This window comes from Gordonia sp. NPDC003376 (assembly GCF_053589235.1).
The window spans coordinates 130,468-146,847 of record NZ_JBSFRM010000009.1; the positions used below are offsets into that span (position 1 = coordinate 130,468).

18 protein-coding genes are annotated in these 16,380 nt (G+C 67.8%); 13 read left to right on the top strand and 5 right to left on the bottom strand.

Features of this window, described 5'->3' with window-relative positions; translation table 11 throughout:
- Nucleotides 1-53 precede the first annotated feature (53 nt).
- A complete protein-coding gene (locus tag ACWDUA_RS11815; protein WP_449751193.1) occupies nt 54-818 on the top strand; it encodes a uracil-DNA glycosylase in 765 nt (254 codons plus the stop codon).
- A 228-nt stretch (nt 819-1,046) separates the two neighbouring features.
- On the opposite strand, the gene ACWDUA_RS11820 is transcribed toward ACWDUA_RS11815, so the two are convergent.
- Nucleotides 1,047-1,769 (bottom strand): type 1 glutamine amidotransferase, encoded by a 723-nt coding sequence (locus tag ACWDUA_RS11820; RefSeq protein ID WP_449751194.1) that lies wholly within the window; start codon nt 1,767-1,769, stop codon nt 1,047-1,049.
- Nucleotides 1,766-3,013 carry a MurT ligase domain-containing protein gene (locus ACWDUA_RS11825; protein ID WP_449751195.1) on the bottom strand — a complete coding sequence of 416 codons (1,248 nt, stop codon included), beginning with the start codon at nt 3,011-3,013 and terminating at the stop codon, nt 1,766-1,768. Before ACWDUA_RS11825 ends, ACWDUA_RS11820 begins: the two co-directional genes overlap by 4 nt.
- 66 nt (nt 3,014-3,079) lie before the next feature.
- Between ACWDUA_RS11825 and ACWDUA_RS11830 the strand changes: the two genes are divergently transcribed.
- Entirely contained in the window at nt 3,080-4,138 is a 1,059-nt protein-coding gene (locus tag ACWDUA_RS11830) for an alpha/beta hydrolase (RefSeq protein ID WP_449751196.1), read from the top strand.
- Here the strand turns inward: ACWDUA_RS11830 and ACWDUA_RS11835 are convergent.
- Both ACWDUA_RS11835 and ACWDUA_RS11840 read right to left on the bottom strand, forming a co-directional pair.
- Nucleotides 4,100-5,287, bottom strand: a complete 1,188-nt coding sequence (locus ACWDUA_RS11835) for an EamA family transporter (RefSeq protein ID WP_449751197.1) — start codon at nt 5,285-5,287, stop codon at nt 4,100-4,102. The genes ACWDUA_RS11830 and ACWDUA_RS11835 overlap by 39 nt on opposite strands.
- Nucleotides 5,288-5,738: 451 nt before the next feature.
- Nucleotides 5,739-6,395: a GAP family protein gene (locus ACWDUA_RS11840; protein ID WP_449751198.1), complete on the bottom strand. Its 657-nt coding sequence runs from the start codon at nt 6,393-6,395 to the stop codon at nt 5,739-5,741.
- Here ACWDUA_RS11840 and ACWDUA_RS11845 point away from each other — a divergent pair.
- The 4 genes from ACWDUA_RS11845 to ACWDUA_RS11860 all read left to right on the top strand — a co-directional run bounded on the left by ACWDUA_RS11845 (nt 6,382) and on the right by ACWDUA_RS11860 (nt 9,461).
- On the top strand, nt 6,382-6,504 hold the full coding sequence (locus tag ACWDUA_RS11845; protein WP_449751199.1) for a hypothetical protein: 123 nt from the start codon (nt 6,382-6,384) through the stop codon (nt 6,502-6,504). The two genes, ACWDUA_RS11840 and ACWDUA_RS11845, sit on opposite strands and share 14 nt — an antisense overlap.
- A gap of 102 nt (nt 6,505-6,606) precedes the next feature.
- Entirely contained in the window at nt 6,607-7,629 is a 1,023-nt protein-coding gene (locus tag ACWDUA_RS11850) for an LLM class flavin-dependent oxidoreductase (protein ID WP_449751200.1), read from the top strand.
- A 162-nt stretch (nt 7,630-7,791) separates the two neighbouring features.
- A complete protein-coding gene (locus ACWDUA_RS11855) occupies nt 7,792-8,766 on the top strand; it encodes an arabinofuranosidase (RefSeq protein ID WP_449751254.1) in 975 nt (324 codons plus the stop codon).
- A gap of 134 nt (nt 8,767-8,900) precedes the next feature.
- Nucleotides 8,901-9,461 (top strand): dihydrofolate reductase family protein, encoded by a 561-nt coding sequence (locus tag ACWDUA_RS11860; protein ID WP_449751201.1) that lies wholly within the window; start codon nt 8,901-8,903, stop codon nt 9,459-9,461.
- Nucleotides 9,462-9,518: 57 nt separating this feature from the next.
- Here ACWDUA_RS11860 and ACWDUA_RS11865 read toward each other — a convergent pair whose 3' ends face one another.
- Entirely contained in the window at nt 9,519-9,914 is a 396-nt protein-coding gene (locus ACWDUA_RS11865) for an SRPBCC family protein (RefSeq protein ID WP_449751202.1), read from the bottom strand.
- 77 nt (nt 9,915-9,991) lie between these two features.
- On the opposite strand from ACWDUA_RS11865, the gene ACWDUA_RS11870 reads away from it, so the two are divergent.
- From ACWDUA_RS11870 to ACWDUA_RS11900, 7 genes are all read left to right on the top strand, one after another.
- Entirely contained in the window at nt 9,992-10,879 is an 888-nt protein-coding gene (locus tag ACWDUA_RS11870; RefSeq protein WP_449751203.1) for a LysR family transcriptional regulator, read from the top strand.
- Nucleotides 10,880-10,980: 101 nt separating this feature from the next.
- Nucleotides 10,981-12,132, top strand: coding sequence for an enoyl-CoA hydratase/isomerase family protein (locus ACWDUA_RS11875; RefSeq protein WP_449751204.1), 1,152 nt, complete (start codon nt 10,981-10,983; stop codon nt 12,130-12,132).
- Nucleotides 12,125-12,901 carry an enoyl-CoA hydratase gene (locus ACWDUA_RS11880; protein WP_449751205.1) on the top strand — a complete coding sequence of 259 codons (777 nt, stop codon included), beginning with the start codon at nt 12,125-12,127 and terminating at the stop codon, nt 12,899-12,901. The genes ACWDUA_RS11875 and ACWDUA_RS11880 overlap by 8 nt, the downstream gene beginning before the upstream one ends.
- Nucleotides 12,902-13,042: 141 nt before the next feature.
- Nucleotides 13,043-13,501, top strand: coding sequence for a DUF6325 family protein (locus tag ACWDUA_RS11885; protein ID WP_449751206.1), 459 nt, complete (start codon nt 13,043-13,045; stop codon nt 13,499-13,501).
- 92 nt (nt 13,502-13,593) lie between these two features.
- Nucleotides 13,594-13,932, top strand: coding sequence for an SHOCT domain-containing protein (locus ACWDUA_RS11890; protein ID WP_449751207.1), 339 nt, complete (start codon nt 13,594-13,596; stop codon nt 13,930-13,932).
- A 189-nt stretch (nt 13,933-14,121) separates the two neighbouring features.
- Nucleotides 14,122-14,556 carry a DUF7144 family membrane protein gene (locus ACWDUA_RS11895; protein ID WP_449751208.1) on the top strand — a complete coding sequence of 145 codons (435 nt, stop codon included), beginning with the start codon at nt 14,122-14,124 and terminating at the stop codon, nt 14,554-14,556.
- Nucleotides 14,553-15,974, top strand: a complete 1,422-nt coding sequence (locus ACWDUA_RS11900; protein ID WP_449751209.1) for a DUF2252 domain-containing protein — start codon at nt 14,553-14,555, stop codon at nt 15,972-15,974. The genes ACWDUA_RS11895 and ACWDUA_RS11900 overlap by 4 nt, the downstream gene beginning before the upstream one ends.
- Nucleotides 15,975-16,380 lie beyond the last annotated feature (406 nt).

Consider the following 16,380-nt stretch of genomic DNA (forward strand, 5'->3'; position numbering starts at 1 on the left):
GGCCGGCGGTGATTCGTTGTGCTGGGCCGATGCGGCGGGGTTAACGTCGAAGGGTGGCAGCCTATCCCAGCATCGCCGCACTCGACGCCGAGCTGATCGGGTGCCGGGCCTGCCCGCGCCTGGTCGCCTGGCGTGAGCAGGTGGCACGGGAGAAGCGCGCGGCCTTCGCCGACCAGGAGTATTGGGGCCTACCGGTCCCCGGATTCGGGGACGAGCACGCGCGCATGGTGATCCTCGGGCTGGCCCCCGCCGCGCACGGCGCCAACCGCACCGGCCGGATGTTCACCGGTGACCAGAGTGGCGACGTGCTGTTCAAGGCTCTTCATGACGTCGGACTGGCCAGCCGTCCGACGGCGGTGTCGGCCGATGACGGGATGGAACTGTACGGGGTGAGGATGACCGCGCCGGTGCGATGCGCCCCGCCGCAGAACAAACCCACACCGGTCGAACGGGATCGGTGCGCGAGCTGGTTCGAGGCCGAACTCGCCTTGCTCGCACCGACATTGCGGTCGGTACTGGTGCTCGGGGCGTTCGGCTGGCGCAGCGCGCTGACCGGGTTCGCGGCGATGGGCTGGGAAGTGGACCGGCCCCGGCCGACATTCGGGCACGGCGCGCGCACGGTCATCCGTCGCCCGCATTCCGACGGCGGTACCGGGGCGCCGTCGACTGTCGACGGATCGCAAGGCGCCGAGGAACTCACCGTCTTCGGCAGCTATCACGTCAGCCAGCACAACACCTTCACCGGGCGGCTCACCCCGGAGATGTTGCGCGCGGTGATCCGCGACGCCGCAGGAGCGGCCGGGCTGTCGACGGTGTGAACCCTCGTTGCCGGTGTCGCCTGTGGGAATGCGGGCTCGGCGCCGATCTGCGCGGGTACCGTGGTGCCCATGGGATCGGGACGCGGGAAGACCTGCCGCTGCGGTCATCCGCGGTCGTCACACGAGCACTACCGGCCGGGGTCGGACTGTGCGGAGTGCGGCAAGGCCGGGTGTGCGCGCTTCCGGCCGGAGCGGTTCTGGCACCGCAAGACCGGCGCGGGGGACCGATCAGCCGCGTCGGCCGGCGGCGAGACGCTCGGCGCGCAACCGGTCTACCTGTGGGAGATCGAGCGGCGCAAGCGAATCCGTCCCGAGGGCCCGGGCGAGGAGAAGATCGGCTAGTTCCGGATTGCGGGCCAGTGCCGGTCCGTGCATGTACGTGCCGATCACGGAGCCCTGCACCACACCCTCGGTGCCGTCACCCACGCCGTTGCCGACGCCGTGCCGCACCCGGGCCAGTGGGGCCGCGTCGCCACCGAGTTTCGAACCGCCGCGGTGGTTTTCGAAGCCGCTCAGCGGTTGGGTCAGACCGCGCATCACCGGTGCGGTGACGAGTTCTCCGATGCTGCGGGTGGCCTGCGGGGAGGTGGTCAGGTCGAACAGTGAGATCCCGTCGACCCGCTCCCCGGCCGAGGTCTCGTACCAGTGGCCGAGCACCTGGATCGCCGCACAGATCGCCAGTACCGGACGGCCTGCGGCGGCGGCCCGCTGCAGACCCGGGTATCGGGTGAGGTGCCGGGTGGCCAGTCGCTGGGCGTAGTCCTCGGCGCCGCCGAGCGTGTAGACGTCGAGTGAGTCGGGCACCTCGTCGTCGAGGGTGATCTGCACGATCTCGGCGTCGATGCCGCGCATCCGCGCGCGCTGCCGCAGGATCAGGGCGTTGCCGCCGTCACCGTAGGTGCCCATCACGTCGGGCAGGACGAGGCCGATCCGTAGGGTCGATTCACTCACTGTCGTGCCTCCCGTGCTCGTTCCAGCGCCACCCCGAGGTCCCGGAACGCGGTGTAGTTGGCCAGCACCTCCACCCGCCCCGGCGGGCACGACGCGATGGCCTTGATCGGGTCGGGGATGGTGGTGTGTTCGGCACCGGCATAGAGCAGCCGGACCGACAGATCCGCGGCCCGCTCCCCGGCGGCCACCACCTGCATGGTCTCGAACGCCTCGAACCGCACATCCCACAGCCACGACAGGTCCTCGCCGTCGGGGACCTGCCCGTTGACCGCGATGACCAGGCCGTCGGCGTCCTGGTCAATCATCGACAGCGCTTCCTGCCAGCCCGCCGGGTTCTTCGCCAGGAGGGTGCGCACCGAGTGCTGACCGATCTGCGTGACGCCGTACCGGCCGGCGACCTCGCCGACGGTCTGTACCGCGGCGGTGGCCTTGCCCGGATCGGCGCCCATCGCGACCGCGGCGGCGACCGCCTGGGTGGCGTTTCCACGGTTGGCGCGGCCGGGCACGGCCAGCTGCATCGGGGCGACGAAGCCGTCGGGACCGTAGATGTTCTCGTCGTCGAACCACCAGTCCGGGGCGGGACGCCGGAAGTCCTCGTCGCCGGTGCTGTACCAGCCGTCGGCGGTGCGGACGATCGGCTCACCGGTGCGCGGGCAGCTCACCGAGTCACCCACCCAGCCGGCACCCGCGGCCACCCAGATCACCGTCGGCGCGTCGAACGCTGCCGAGGTCACCAGCACGTCGTCGCAGTTGGCGACGATCGTGGTGTCCGGATGTCGGACGATGCCCTCGCGTAGCCGACGTTCGATCATGTTGATCTCACCGACCCGGTCGAGCTGGTCGCGGGAGAGGTTCAGCATCACCAGGACCTCGGGGGAGGTCGCATCGGAGACGTGCGGGACGTGCAGTTCGTCCACCTCGAGTGCAGTGATCGGCGCCGACCGCTGCAGGCTGAGCGTGGCGATGATGCCGGCGTCCATGTTGGCGCCGTCGGCCTGGGTGGCCACCTCACCGAGTTCGGCGAGCGCGGCGGCGGTCATCCGGGTGGTGGTGGACTTGCCGTTGGTGCCGGTGACCAGTGCGGTGCGCTTGCCTGCGGCCAGCCGGGACATGATCTGCGGATCGATCTTCTCGGCGACGAGGCCACCGATCATCGACCCCTTGCCGCGGCCGGCGGTGCGGGATGCCCAACGGGCGGTCGCCGCGGCGGCCAGGGCCAGCGAGGTGCGCAGGGGAACAGACATGCCGTCGAGTCTGGCACAGGGCCCGAGGCGGTGCGCTCGGGTGCGGACGGCGTAGTCTCACCAGGCGTGACCAAGGCCACACAGTCCACACTTCCGCTTCCACTTCGTCCGGCACGTGCCGTCGTCCGTCTGACCGGGAAACTGCCTGCCGGTCTGGCGTCCGCCGTGTCGCGATGGTGTCCGGTCAACGGCGACGGAGAGCACCTGGCTCCCGAGGCGTGGTTGGCCTGCGTGTCGACCGCACTGATGCCCGGCGGGGACATGAGCGGGGCGACGGTGCCCAAGGCCCGCCGAAATCTCGAGGTCAACACCGCGCTGGTCGCGGAGAAGACACCCGAACTGTCGGTGGTGGAGGATCTGCTCATCGACGGTCCCGAGGGCCCGATCGGAGCCACCCGCTACCGGGCGGAGACCACCTCGATCGGCCTGGTCCTGTTCTTCCACGGTGGCGGATTCGCCCTGGGCAGCCGCGCCAGCCACGATTCCTATGCCCGTCGCCTGGCCCTCGACACCGGTGTCGACGTGCTGTCGGTGGAGTATCGACTGGCCCCCGAACATCCGTTTCCCGCAGGCGTCGACGATGCTCTCGCAGCCTGGCGGTTCGCCGTCGGCGCGGCCCCCCGCTGGGGACTCGACCCGCGGCGCATCGTGGTGGCCGGCGACAGTGCCGGGGGCAACCTGGCCGCTGTGGTGTCCCAGCAGGTGCGGGGCGAGGACATCACCCCGGTGCTGCAGCTGCTGATCTATCCGATGACCGACCTCGACCGGAAGGGGGGCTCCCGGGACGAGTTCGCCACCGGGCACTTCCTGACCGCCGAGCGGATCGACTGGTTCACCGACCACTATGTGCCCGCCGACATCGACCACACCGACCCACGCCTGTCACCGCTGTTCGCCGCCGACCTCTCGGGCCTGCCACGGGCGCACGTCGTCGTCGCCGGGTTCGATCCGCTGCGCGACGAGGGACTCGACTACGCTGCGGCCCTCGAGCGCGCCGGGGTGCCCACCACCCTGCAGCGGGAGGGTGGGCTGATCCACGGCTTCGTCAACATGGTCGCGACCGGTCCCACCCCACGCCGGGCCGTGTCACGTATGCACCAGGCCGTTGTCGACGCGCTGGGCTGACATCCGTCGAGCGGGAGCGGCGTCTGGTGCCACGGTCCGGTGACCGGGCGCCGGCACGGGATCGCCCGGCGCCGGAACAGGGGCCTCGGCCGCCTCGCCGCGGTGACCGGGCACGCCTTCGTGTTGACCGGGCGCATCTTCGCGTTGACCGGGCGCATCTTCGCGTTGACCGGGCGCCGGGACACGGTCACCGGGCATTGCATCTCGTTCACCGGGTACGGCCGGGCGTGATCGCGGTGCGGCCAGCACCCCGACAGCGCAACCGACGATCACGAGTGCAGCTCCGCCGATCTCGACCCACGTCGGCTGCTCACCCAGCAATGCCCATGAGGCACTGATCCCGACGATGGGCACCAGCAGTGACATCGGGGCGACGCGGCTGGCGGGGTAACGCTTCATCAGTCCCGACCAGAGTCCCGCACCGACGACCGTGCCGAGCAGGACGACATAGGCCAGACCGGCGAGTGCGGTCAGACCCGACGACGTGCCGAGCGTGGTCAACGACTCCAGGTCGGCCGCCGGGCCGTCGATCAGCAGGCTCATCGCCAGCAGCGGGATGGGCGGCACCACCGACAGCCACAGCGTCAGGCGCAGCGAATCATCCATCAGCCCACGGGGTTTGCCGGGAGTTCCTTCGGTGAGCGCACGGCGGCTGCCGATGTTGCCGACGGCCCAGGACAGGCCGGCGAGCACGGTCAGCACGATCGGAACGACGACTCCGCCGATGCCGACATCACTGTGGCCCGCGCGGTCGAGGCCGATCACGACGATGCCGACGACCGCGGCAAGGATGCCGAGAAGCTGTGCGGGAACGACGCGTTCACGTAGGAAGACCACACCCAGCAGGACGGTGAACGGCGCCGAGGTCTGCAACACCAGCGATGCCAGGCCGGTCGGCATACCGAGATCCATGGCGAGGAACAGTAGGGCGAACTGGCCGAATCCGAAACCCAAGGCGTACAACAGGAACCAGCGCATCCGAACCCGCGGGAAGCGGACGAACGCGATCACCGGCACGGCCATCACGGCAAACCGCAACGACGCGAACAGGAATGGGGGAAAGTGCTCGAGACCGACGTGGATCGCGATGAAGTTCAGTCCCCACAGCACGACGACGGTGAGTCCGAGGCAGCGATCGCGAGTGGTCATGGCATCCATCGTCGCGATCCGGTCGATGAAGCACAATCGAAATTAACTGCATGAACTGATCAGAATTGCTACACAGTGATGAAAAGGGGCAGGTGGCGGAGCAGGGCAAATGGAACCGATCGGCGGCCGTGTATGGGGAGGATCACGGATCGACGCGGCGTTGACCGCTGTCTTCGTCGCTCCGAGTGTCGCGGTCGCTCCGAGTGTCGTGGTCGCTCCGGCGGCAAGTCTGTCCACCACTGCTGACATTGCATCTGGGAAATCGGCTGCCGGATGGCCGACCACACCAGCCCAAGGACTACGTCACCAGCTCAAGGACTATGTCGAGAGACAACCCGTCGAGGTGCTGACCACCATCTCGGACCGCGCGCTGGGTGTCGGGTGATGCTCAGGCGGACAGATCTCATCCGATGAGGCGTGAGCCGCGGGGCGGGTGGGGTGCCGACCGGATCTAGATCCCGCCGAGGCCCTTGCCGATCAGGACCGCACCGATCACGAGGATCAGGACCGCCATCACCGTCTTGTTGTTGGCCTCGAGCCATGCCTTGAGCCGAGTCAACCGATCGCGCAGGCGGTCGGCCGCGGCGAGGTAGGCGACCACCGGGACCAGGACGGTGCTCGCGGCGAGGATCACGAAGATCGCGATGGTCCCGATGAGCGGCCCGGTGTCGAGATCGGCTGCGCCGATGGCAATTCCGGCGCCGATGCACATCATGAGGTTCTTCGGGTTGATCGCCGCGAGGGCGAATCCGATGCCTGCGGCCGCCGGCGCCTTCATGTCGTCGATGGCCTTCATCCATGCGGGTGTGCCGGCGTCGGCGTCGCGGGCTCGCCACTGCCGCATGCCGTCGGCGAGCAGCACGACGCCGAGCACCAGTTTGATCCAGCCCGTCGTCGACGACGGTTCGTCGCCCGTCGAGATCGCACCGCCGACGACGATGAAGATCACCGTCGCGACCAGGATGCCCGCCACCCAGCCGACGCCGAATCCGACGCTGGTCGAACGGGCCCGTGTGCCCAGCATCATGAGGATGACCGCGATCAGTGGTACGGGGGAGACCGCCACGCCGACCGCCAGGGGCAGGATGTCGCCGATGACCGCGTTCATGAGTGGCCTCTCTGTTCGCGCCCGAACCCTCGGCGAGCGCATCGTCGCCCTTGTCGACAACCCCACCATCCCGGGTGCCCGGCCGCCGCACATCATCCGAGATGGATGATGTGCGGCCATCGCGAGTCGCCGGCCGGTCGGAGCCGGACCGCCGACGGGGGCACCTGCCGGAGCGGGAATAGAATCGGACCATGGTCCGGTTACCTTCGGTATGAGTAAGAAGATCGGATTCCTCTCGTTCGGTCACTGGTCGGACGGGCGCGGCTCGCAGGCACGGACGGCGGCCGATGTCCTGCACCAGTCGATCGACCTCGCCGTGGCCGCAGAGGAGCTGGGTGCCGACGGCGCCTACTTCCGCGTGCACCACTTCGCGCAGCAGCTGGGCTCGCCCTTCCCGCTGCTGGCCGCGGTCGGTGCCCGCACCTCGACCATCGAGATCGGTACCGGCGTCATCGACATGCGTTACGTCAACCCGTTCGGGTTCGTCGAGGACGCCGGGGCCGCCGACCTGATCTCGGACGGCCGGTTGCAGCTCGGGATCTCGCGGGGGTCCCCCGAGCAGGTCATCGACGGCTGGCGGTACTTCGGGTTCGCACCCGCCGAGGGTGAGACCGACGCCGACATGGCGCGCAGGCACACCGAACTGACCCTGGAGCTGCTCAAGGGGCAGGGCTTCGCCCGGCCGAACCCGCAGCCGATGTTCCCCAACCCACCGGGACTGCTACGCCTGGAGCCGCATTCCGAGGGACTGCGGGAGCGCATCTGGTGGGGTGCGGGCAGCCGCGCCACTGCCGAGTGGACGGCGGAGCAGGGTATGAACCTCATGTCCTCGACGCTGCTGACCGAGGACACCGGTGTGCCGTTCCACCAGCTGCAGGCCGAGCAGATCGAACGCTTCCGCGACGCGTGGAAGCTGGCCGGCCACGAGTGGGAGCCCCGGGTCTCGGTGAGCCGCAGCATCTTCGCGCTGGTCGATGACATGGATCGCGCCTACTTCGGTAGGGAGCGCAACGGCACCGACCAGGTCGGCCACATCGACGGCGGGATCGCCCGGTTCGGCAAGTCCTACGCCGACGAGCCGGACAAGCTCATCGAGCAACTCCGCGAGGACGAGGCCATCGCCGCGGCGGACACCCTGCTGCTCACGGTGCCCAACCAGCTCGGCGTCGAGTACAACGCGCACGTCATCGAGTCGATCCTCACCCACGTGGCCCCGGCGCTCGGCTGGCGCTAGCGTCCGAGGGCCCGGCTCGCACCGTCGGCGATCCGCGCGTAACCGGCGGGTCGCCGACGCCGTGCGGCAGGGTCGACCGGCGTCGCCGCAGGTCACGATTGGGCACCACTGTGCACTCAGGTGTTGTTGTTGCTGGTGGTTCTCGCCGATGCTGCACTCGTGATGCTGACGAAGCGATCCGTCCTGTCCGCGGTCGCGGTGGTCATGATGATCGTGGCCGGGGTTGTGGTCTCGCCCGCGGTCGCCGGTGCCGCACCGAGCCCCTCATGGCGATACACGCTGGTCGGTTTCAGCAACACCACGGACCGCGCCATGGACGTCTACCAGTCGTCGGATGCCACGAACTTCGACCTGCTCCAGAAGGCGGCGTATCGGCCTGCATCCGGCCTCGTGCGTGACCCGAGCATCTTCCGGCACACCGACGGGTACTACTACGTCACCTACACCACCGCCGACGGTGCGAACATCGGCTTCGCGCGCAGTCGGGACCGCATCGGGTGGACCCAGTTGCCGAACTGGCCGGTCCCGCTCTGCTGTGCCTTCCTGCCCGGCACCGGCGACGGCCGAGGGCTCGGATCGTCGAGCGGACCGGGATCATCGGGATCGGCGGGCTCCAGCGACGGGCCGTCGTTGTCACCCTTCACCACCAAGGCGTGGGCGCCGGAATGGTTCGTCGAGGGTGGACGTGTCCACATCATCCTGTCGATGTCGACCGGCGGGGGATTCGTCCCGTATCTGATGACCGCACTCGACCCGTCCCTGCGGCTGTGGAGCTTTCCGGTGCCGATCGCCGGGATCGGGGCCGATCACATCGACACCACCATCGTGAAGGTGGGGTCGACGTACCACGCCTTCACCAAGAACGAGACCAAGAAGCTCGTCCAGCATGCGGTCGCGTCGTCGTTGATCGGTCCGTATCACTTTGTCACACCCGGCAATTGGGGCAATTATGTCGAGGGTCCGGCGGTCACCCGACTGCCCGACGGCGCCTGGCGGATCTACCTCGACGCCTACACCACCGGAAAGTACGTCTACTCCGACAGCACCGACGGTATGCGCACCTGGTCGCCGGTGACAGTGCTGCCCGGATTGTCCGGAACGGTCCGGCATGTCGGCGTGATGCGTGAGCCTGCCTGAGGTCACGCATCACGTGTCGCCGCGGCACGAGATGTCGGGCGGGTCGTCGAATCGGGCCCGCGGGCGAACCCGGTGGCCGACACTGGGGATCGGACACGCACGCATGCGACACCGATCCCAGGAGGTCTGCCGAGATGGGAACGCTGTGTTACGGGGGTTCGATATCGCTCGACGGATACCTCGCCGACGCCGACGGTGATTTCGGGTGGTACGTCCCGAGTGAGGACGTCTTCGCCAGTCACGTCGACCGGATGGCGGAGGTGTCGACGGAAGTGCTGGGGCGCAACACCTATGCGCTGATGCGGTATTGGGAGACCGAACCGGACGAGGGCTGGACCGGGCCCGAGAAGGAGTTCGCGAGACGGTGGCGCGACATCGACAAGGTGGTGGCGTCGTCGACCCTCACCCACGCCGATCTCGGTTCCGATCACGACCGGCTGGTCGCCGACCTCGGGCTGGATGAACTCCGCGAGATCGTCGGCGCAGCAACCGGATTGGTCGAGATATTCGGGCCCACCGTCGCGGCCGCCGCGATTCGTGCGGGGCTGGTCACCGACTTCCGGTTCTATGTGGTCCCGGTGCTGGTGGGTGGTGGTCTGCGCGCACTACCCGACGGCATCCGCCTGGACCTGCGCCTCGTCGAACACCGGACCTTCGACGACGGCGTCGCCTACCTCCGCTACGTGCCGCGCTGACGTGCACGGTGGTTGCCGCGCACCGGGTCCCGGAGGTGGCACCTGGTCCGGCCGGCGTCAGGCGTGGTGTTCGGTGAGGTCGCGCAACCTGGCCAGATCGGCTGCGACCATCTCGGCATCCCGCTCGAACTGGTCGTCGGACATGTCGAGTTGTCGGAGGGTGAACACCACCTCGGCACCGTCCGGATGGGCGAGCACGCGGACCGGATTGGTGACTGTGACACCGTTCGGGAGTGTCACGTCGTGGTCGAGGACGCCGAGGTCGTTGCGGTCGACGAATCTCACCGTCACCTCGCCCATCGGGGACTCCGCGACCAGCAGGTCGCCGCGACGGGTGAGGGTGGAGCGGGCGAGTCCGGCGGCCCATCGCGGCAGGTTGTCGGGGTCGGCGGCGAACTCGTAGACCCGGGCCACGGGCGCGGCGATCACCTGGCTGACATGTCGGCTGCGCATGGATCCGATGATCGCACGCGCCACCGACGTTCCGGAGCGTCACCGACGGTCCCGGATATCCCAGTAGGATCGGCCGAATGGAGGTGCGGCGTCTGCGGTTGTTGCGCGAATTCGCCGACCGCAGCTCGATCGGGGCGGTCGCCGATGCGCTGCACATGACGCCGTCGGCGGTGTCGCAGCAGCTCAAGGTCCTCGCCGAGGAGGCCGGCGTCGCGCTCCTCGAACCGGACGGCCGTGGAATCCGGCTCACCGCCGCGGGCAGTGCGCTGGTGCTGCGCGCCGACGAGGTGATCGCCGCCGTCGAGCGCGCCCAGGAGGAGATGGCGTCCTATCGCTCGGGCCAGGCGATGGTGCGGCTGGCCATGTTCCCGTCGGGCTCGACGCTGCTGCTGCCCGAGGTCCTCGACCGTGCGGCGGCATCCGGCATCGACGTACAGGCATTCCATCTCGACGTCGAATACAGCAATGCGGCACCGGGTCTGGCCGATTTCGACATCGTCGTCACCCATCGCGACGAGCGCACCGCGTCGGTGTCGCAGCCGCGCGTCCAGGTGACCGAGCTGATGCGGGAACCGGTCGACGTGATCGTCGCAGCCGATTCGGACCTGGCCGGCACCGACCGTGTGCCCGTCACCGATCTGGCCGACCGGGATTGGATCAGCGTGGAGGGAGGCTTCCCGGTTGACGATGTGCTGCAGTCGATCTCGGCGTTCACCGGGGTGGCTCCGCGGGTGACGCAACGGATGCTGGACTTCACCACCATCGAGGCCCTCGTGGCCGGCGGCCACGGCATAGCGCTGATGCCGCGGTATGCGGTACGGCATCCGGGGGTGCATCGGCTGGAGCTGGCCGGGGTGCGCGCGGCGCGTGTCTACGAGGCACTCACCCGGCCCCGAGCCCGCCGTGCCATCACGACCATCGAAGAACACCTGCAGCAGGTCGCTGCGACGATCCAGGCCCGATGAGGACGCCGAGGTGCCCGTGACACGGGTCGAGGGTTGTGTTCCGGTCAAAACTAGGATATCCAACTAAATGGGATTCCAACGTCCACCTCAGGAGGAAGTCGATGGCCGGGTCGCCGAACAGTGAGGCGTCGGTCGACGAACCGTCGATCAAGACCTACCGCAACGGGCACGTCGGGGTGATCGAGCTCAATCGCCCCACATCGATCAATGCCCTCGATCACGAGATGGCACTCGCCATGGAACGCACCCTGCGCCAGTGGGAGACCGATGACGCGGTCGCCACCGTGGTGGTGCGCGGCGCCGGCGAACGCGGGCTGTGCGCCGGTGGTGACATCGTCGCCATCCACCGCGACGCCAAGGAACTGTCGGCGACGGGGGCCCGCGGTGAGCGCGCCGACCACGCCGCCGCCGACAGTCCGTCGGGCCGCTTCTGGCGCGACGAGTACCGTCTCAACCACTACATCTCCCGCTACCCCAAGCCTTACGTCGCCCTGATGGACGGCATCGTCATGGGCGGCGGCGTCGGGATCTCGGCACACGGCAACACCCGCGTCGTCACCGACCGCACCCGTCTGGCCATGCCGGAGGTGGGCATCGGCTTCGTGCCCGACGTCGGGGGCACCCACCTGCTCGCCCGCGTGCCCGACCAGCTGGGCACCTACATGGCGCTGACCACCGCCCCCGCCAACGGCGCCGATGCGGTGGCACTCGGCATCGCCGACCATTACGTCCCGGCGGACAAGCTCGACGCGCTCGTCGACGCGCTGGCCACCCGGCCGGTCGGCGACGTGCTCGCCGAGTTCTCCGTGGAACCGCCCGCCGCGCCCCTGCACGCCGACGGCGAATGGATCGCCGGGGCGTTTGCCGGCGATGACGTCGCCGGGATCATCGCGAACTGCCGCGCCGTCGGTACCGAGAACGCCACCAGGACCGCCGACAAGATCGAGTCGAAAAGCCCACTGGCCCTGCGGGTCACGCTGCGTTCCCTGCGCGAGGCGGCGGCCACGCCGGCATTGGCGGAATCCCTGCGCCGTGAGTACCGGGTGTCGCTGCGATCCTTGCTGCACCCCGACATGGCCGAGGGAATCCGTGCCCAGGTGATCGACAAGGACCGCAACCCACAGTGGCAGCCCGTCGCCGACATCACCTCGGCGACGATCGACGACTACTTCGCACCGTTGCCCGACGACGTCGAACTGGCCGACGCCGACCGACTCGACAGCCCCGACCCCCAGGAGATCTCGAATGTCTGAGCCCACCACGATCCTCGTCGAGCGCCGCGACCGCGTCGGCCTGATCACGCTGCACCGACCCAAGGCCCTCAATGCGCTCAACAGCGAGCTGATGGCCGAGGTCGTCGCCGCCGCGACCGAATTCGACAACGACCCGGGTATCGGTGCCATCGTGATCACGGGCTCGGAGAAGGCCTTCGCGGCAGGTGCCGACATCAAGGAGATGTCATCGAAGACCTACGCCGACGTCGTCAGCCAGCAGTTCTTCGGTGCGTGGGACGAGCTGTCGCGGCTGCGCACCCCGATCGTCGCCGCCGTCACCGGCTACGCCCTCGGCGGTGGTTGTGAGCTGGCGATGCTGTGCGACACCATCATCGCCGGTGAGAACGCGCGCTTCGGCCAGCCCGAGATCAACCTCGGCGTGATCCCCGGCATCGGCGGATCGCAGCGTCTGACCCGCGCGGTGGGCAAGGCCAAGGCGATGGACATGGTCCTCACGGGCCGTCAGATGAAGGTCGACGAGGCCGAACGTGCCGGTCTGGTCTCGCGCGTGGTGCCCACCGAGAAGTGCCTGGAGACCGCACTCGAGGTGGCCGCGGTGATCGCCGCCAAATCGGCGATCGCCACCGCATTGGCCAAGGACGCGGTCAACCGCGCCTTCGAGTCGAGCCTCGTCGAGGGAGTGCGTGCCGAGCGCGCGCTGTTCTACTCCACCTTCGCCACCGACGATCAGACCGAGGGCATGGCGGCCTTCGTCGAGAAGCGGGAGCCGAACTTCACCCATCGCTGATCCCTGTCGGCGTTTCCGTGACGGCGCCGATCGACCCCTGTCAGTCGATCGGCGCCGTTCGCGTCCACCACGGAGAAGTCTCGCATTCTCATCCTCGGAGAATGAGGTCACGGCGGTGCCGTCGGTGCCAGACTGAGGGGCATGACCTCCGGACCCCCGAGCTCCGACGCAGAAGTCGACATCGGACCGATCGACTACCTCGTCATCGAATTCCCCTCCGATGCCCGATTCGACGGAAGCGGTCTCGCACATCTGCGCGACCTCGTCGACCGTGACATCATCCGCGTACTCGACCTGGCCTTCATCCGCCACGACGGTGACACAGTCATCGCGATCGATGTGGCCGACCTGGGGATCGAGGGCGGCCTCGACGCCGCGCTGTTCGCCGAGGCGTCGACCGGGCTGGTCGACGCCGAGGACATCGCCGAGGTCGGCGGAATCCTCGAACCCGGCCACGCCGCCGCCGTGATCGTCTACGAGAACCGGTGGGCCGCACCGCTCGTGTCGTCGCTGCGCCGGACCGGGGCCGAGCTGATCGCCGCCGGGCGGGTACCGGTCGACGAGGTCGTCGCCGCACTGGACATCCTCGACGAAGGCTAGATCGGGCAGGAGACGGTCGGCCGGGGCCGGAAGCCCGCCAACCGCTTATCGCGAGCACATCACCAGTACCAAGTCGAGAAGGAGACAAGACAATGCCCGGACTTCTACGAGGCGTGGCGCGGACGGCCGTGATCGCCGGCACCGCGACCTCGGTGTCGAACAGGGTGTCGCGCCGCCAGGGCCGACGATGGGCTCAGCAGGATACGCAACGCGAGGCGGCCGATCAGTACGCGGCGCAGCAACAGGCAGCGCAGCAACAGGCAGCGGCACAGCAGTACGCGGCGGCCCAGCAGGCCGCCCCCCAGGCTGCCGCACCGCAGCAGACCGATAGTCGCATCGCCCAGTTGCAGCAGCTGGCGGATCTGCGGTCCCAGGGAATTCTCACCGATGAAGAATTCACCGCGGAGAAACAACGCATTCTGTCATCCTGATCGGGCGAGCGCCGGCGAGAAAACCGTGCCCGGACGTCGCTCATCTGGTGTTTTCGCGGCATACGATCAACCGACATGAGGATTCTCCCAGTGACCGTCCGACCTCGGATTCGTGACTTCTGCCATCACCTCTGGTGATGGCAGCACGCCGATAACAGTCCGAGACCGGTATCTGCAAGAGGAGGCACAATGACGACGAGCGGAAGAATCGACGACGGGTCGCCGTCGACCGGACAGCTGTGGGCAGCAGGATTGTCGACCGTGGCGGCAGCCGTTCTCCTGATCACCGGAATCCTCCAGTTCTTCCAGGGGATCTCGGCAGTTCGCAAGGACACGTTGCTGGTGTTCACCGGTGACTACGTCTTCAAGTTCACTCTGACCACCTGGGGCTGGATCCACATCGTCGTCGGCGTGATCGTCGCGGTCGTGGGCCTGGCGCTCTTCTTCGGCGTCACATGGGCCCGAGTACTGGCGATCGTCGTCCTGGCGATCTCGGTGATCCTGAACTTCCTGTGGATTCCGTACTACCCGTGGTGGTCGATCATCCTGATCGTTCTCGGGGTCATCGGCATCTGTGCCGTTGCCGCGTGGAACACCGACCAAGAACAGCGAGAAACGACATGAACGCTCCGATTTCCACGATCGAGAATCCTCGGGAACATCGGAGCGTCGAAGAACGGGAGGCGCTGGGTCGCCAGGCCCGCGAGCGCCTCCCGTTGTCGTCGCTGGGTGACCTCGACGAGGACTCCGCGCGCGACCCGGTGGACCTGCTGCTCTCGCAGAGCACCACACGGGTCCCCGAACTCGTTCCGATCCGGCACGGGCGGATGGCGCAGACCCCGTTCACGTTCTACCGCGGCGCCGCCCTCGTCATGGCCGTCGATCTCTCCCGCACACCGCATTCCGGTCTACAGGTGCAACTCTGCGGTGACGCGCACCTGAGCAATTTCGGGCTCTATGCCACGCCGGAACGCCAATTGACCTTCGACGTCAACGATTTCGACGAGACCTATCCGGGACCGTTCGAATGGGATGTGAAGAGACTGGCCGCCAGCCTCGCCATCGCCGCCCGGCACAACGGCTTCGATCCCAAGGCTGCGAAGAAGATTGCCCGCGCCTGTGCCGACGAGTACCGGTCGACGATGGCGAACCTGGCAGGTCTGGGAACCCTGAAGGGCTGGTATCAGCATGCGATCCCGACCGAGGCACTCGACCAGCTGGGCCCGCTGCTCAGCCCCAAGATGGTCAAGTCCGTCCGCAAGACCATCACCAAGGCATGGCAACGGGATTCCTTGCAGGCGACGTCCAAACTGACCACGGTGGAAGACGGTGAACTCCGATTCCTCGACCAGCCGCCGCTGATCGTGCCGGTGGAAAGGCTCCTCGGCGACGACGTCGCAGGAATCTTCTACGACGAGATCGCCTCACGGTATGTGGACTTCCGTTCCACCATGGAGCCGCACCATCAGGTGCTGTTGGACAAGTTTCGGGTGGTCAAGATGGCCCGCAAGGTGGTCGGCGTGGGCAGCGTGGGTACCCAGGCGTGGGTACTCCTGCTCGAGGGCAAGAACGCCGGTGATCCACTCATCCTTCAGGCGAAGGAAGCCCAGCAATCCGTGCTCGACCGCTATCTCGACGGCCCCGAGTATCACAACCAGGGTGAGCGCGTGGTGCGCGGCCAGAAACTGACCCAGGCGGTCAGCGACATCTTCCTGGGGTGGAACGGCGGTGCCGGAATCGACGGTACCCATCGTGACTTCTACCTCCGGCAGCTCCGCGACGCCAAGGGTTCCTTCGTCGTCGAGGTGTTCGACGAGAGCGCACTGGCGATCTACGGTCGGGTGTGTGCCCGGGTGCTGGCCTACGGCCACGCCCGCTCGGGCGACCCGCTGGCGATCTCGGCGTACCTGGGCGACACCGACGAATTCGATCGGTCCATCGGACGATTCGCGACCCGTTACGCCAAGCTCAATGCCAAAGACCACGCCGAGTTCGTCGCCCGGATCGACTCCGGACAGGTGTCGGCGATGTTCGACGTGTGATCGGTCCTGGTCGGCAGCACGGGTCCTGGCTCAACCATCAAGAGTGCGAGAGTGGTTGTGGGCGTTGTTGTCTTGCTGGGTTTCGACTCGGGTCCTCGCGCTTCGCGCTCGGTCCCGGCTCAACCATCGAGTGATTGCGGCGGTGTCCGATTCGCACGACGTCGCCGCCTGGCGTCTCGGTCCCGGGTCAACCATCGAGTGGTGGTTGGCTGTTGGTGGTTGAGCCGGTGAGGAGCGGAGCGACGAGACGTGTCGAAACCTCTGTCGGCCGGGTTGTCGGGGTGGCCAGTTTCTGGGGTTGGTTGTGGGTGTTGTTGTCTTGCTGGGTTTCGACTCGGGTCCTCGCGCTTCGCGCTCGGTCCCGGCTCAACCATCGAGTGATTGCGGCGGTGTCCGATTCGCACGA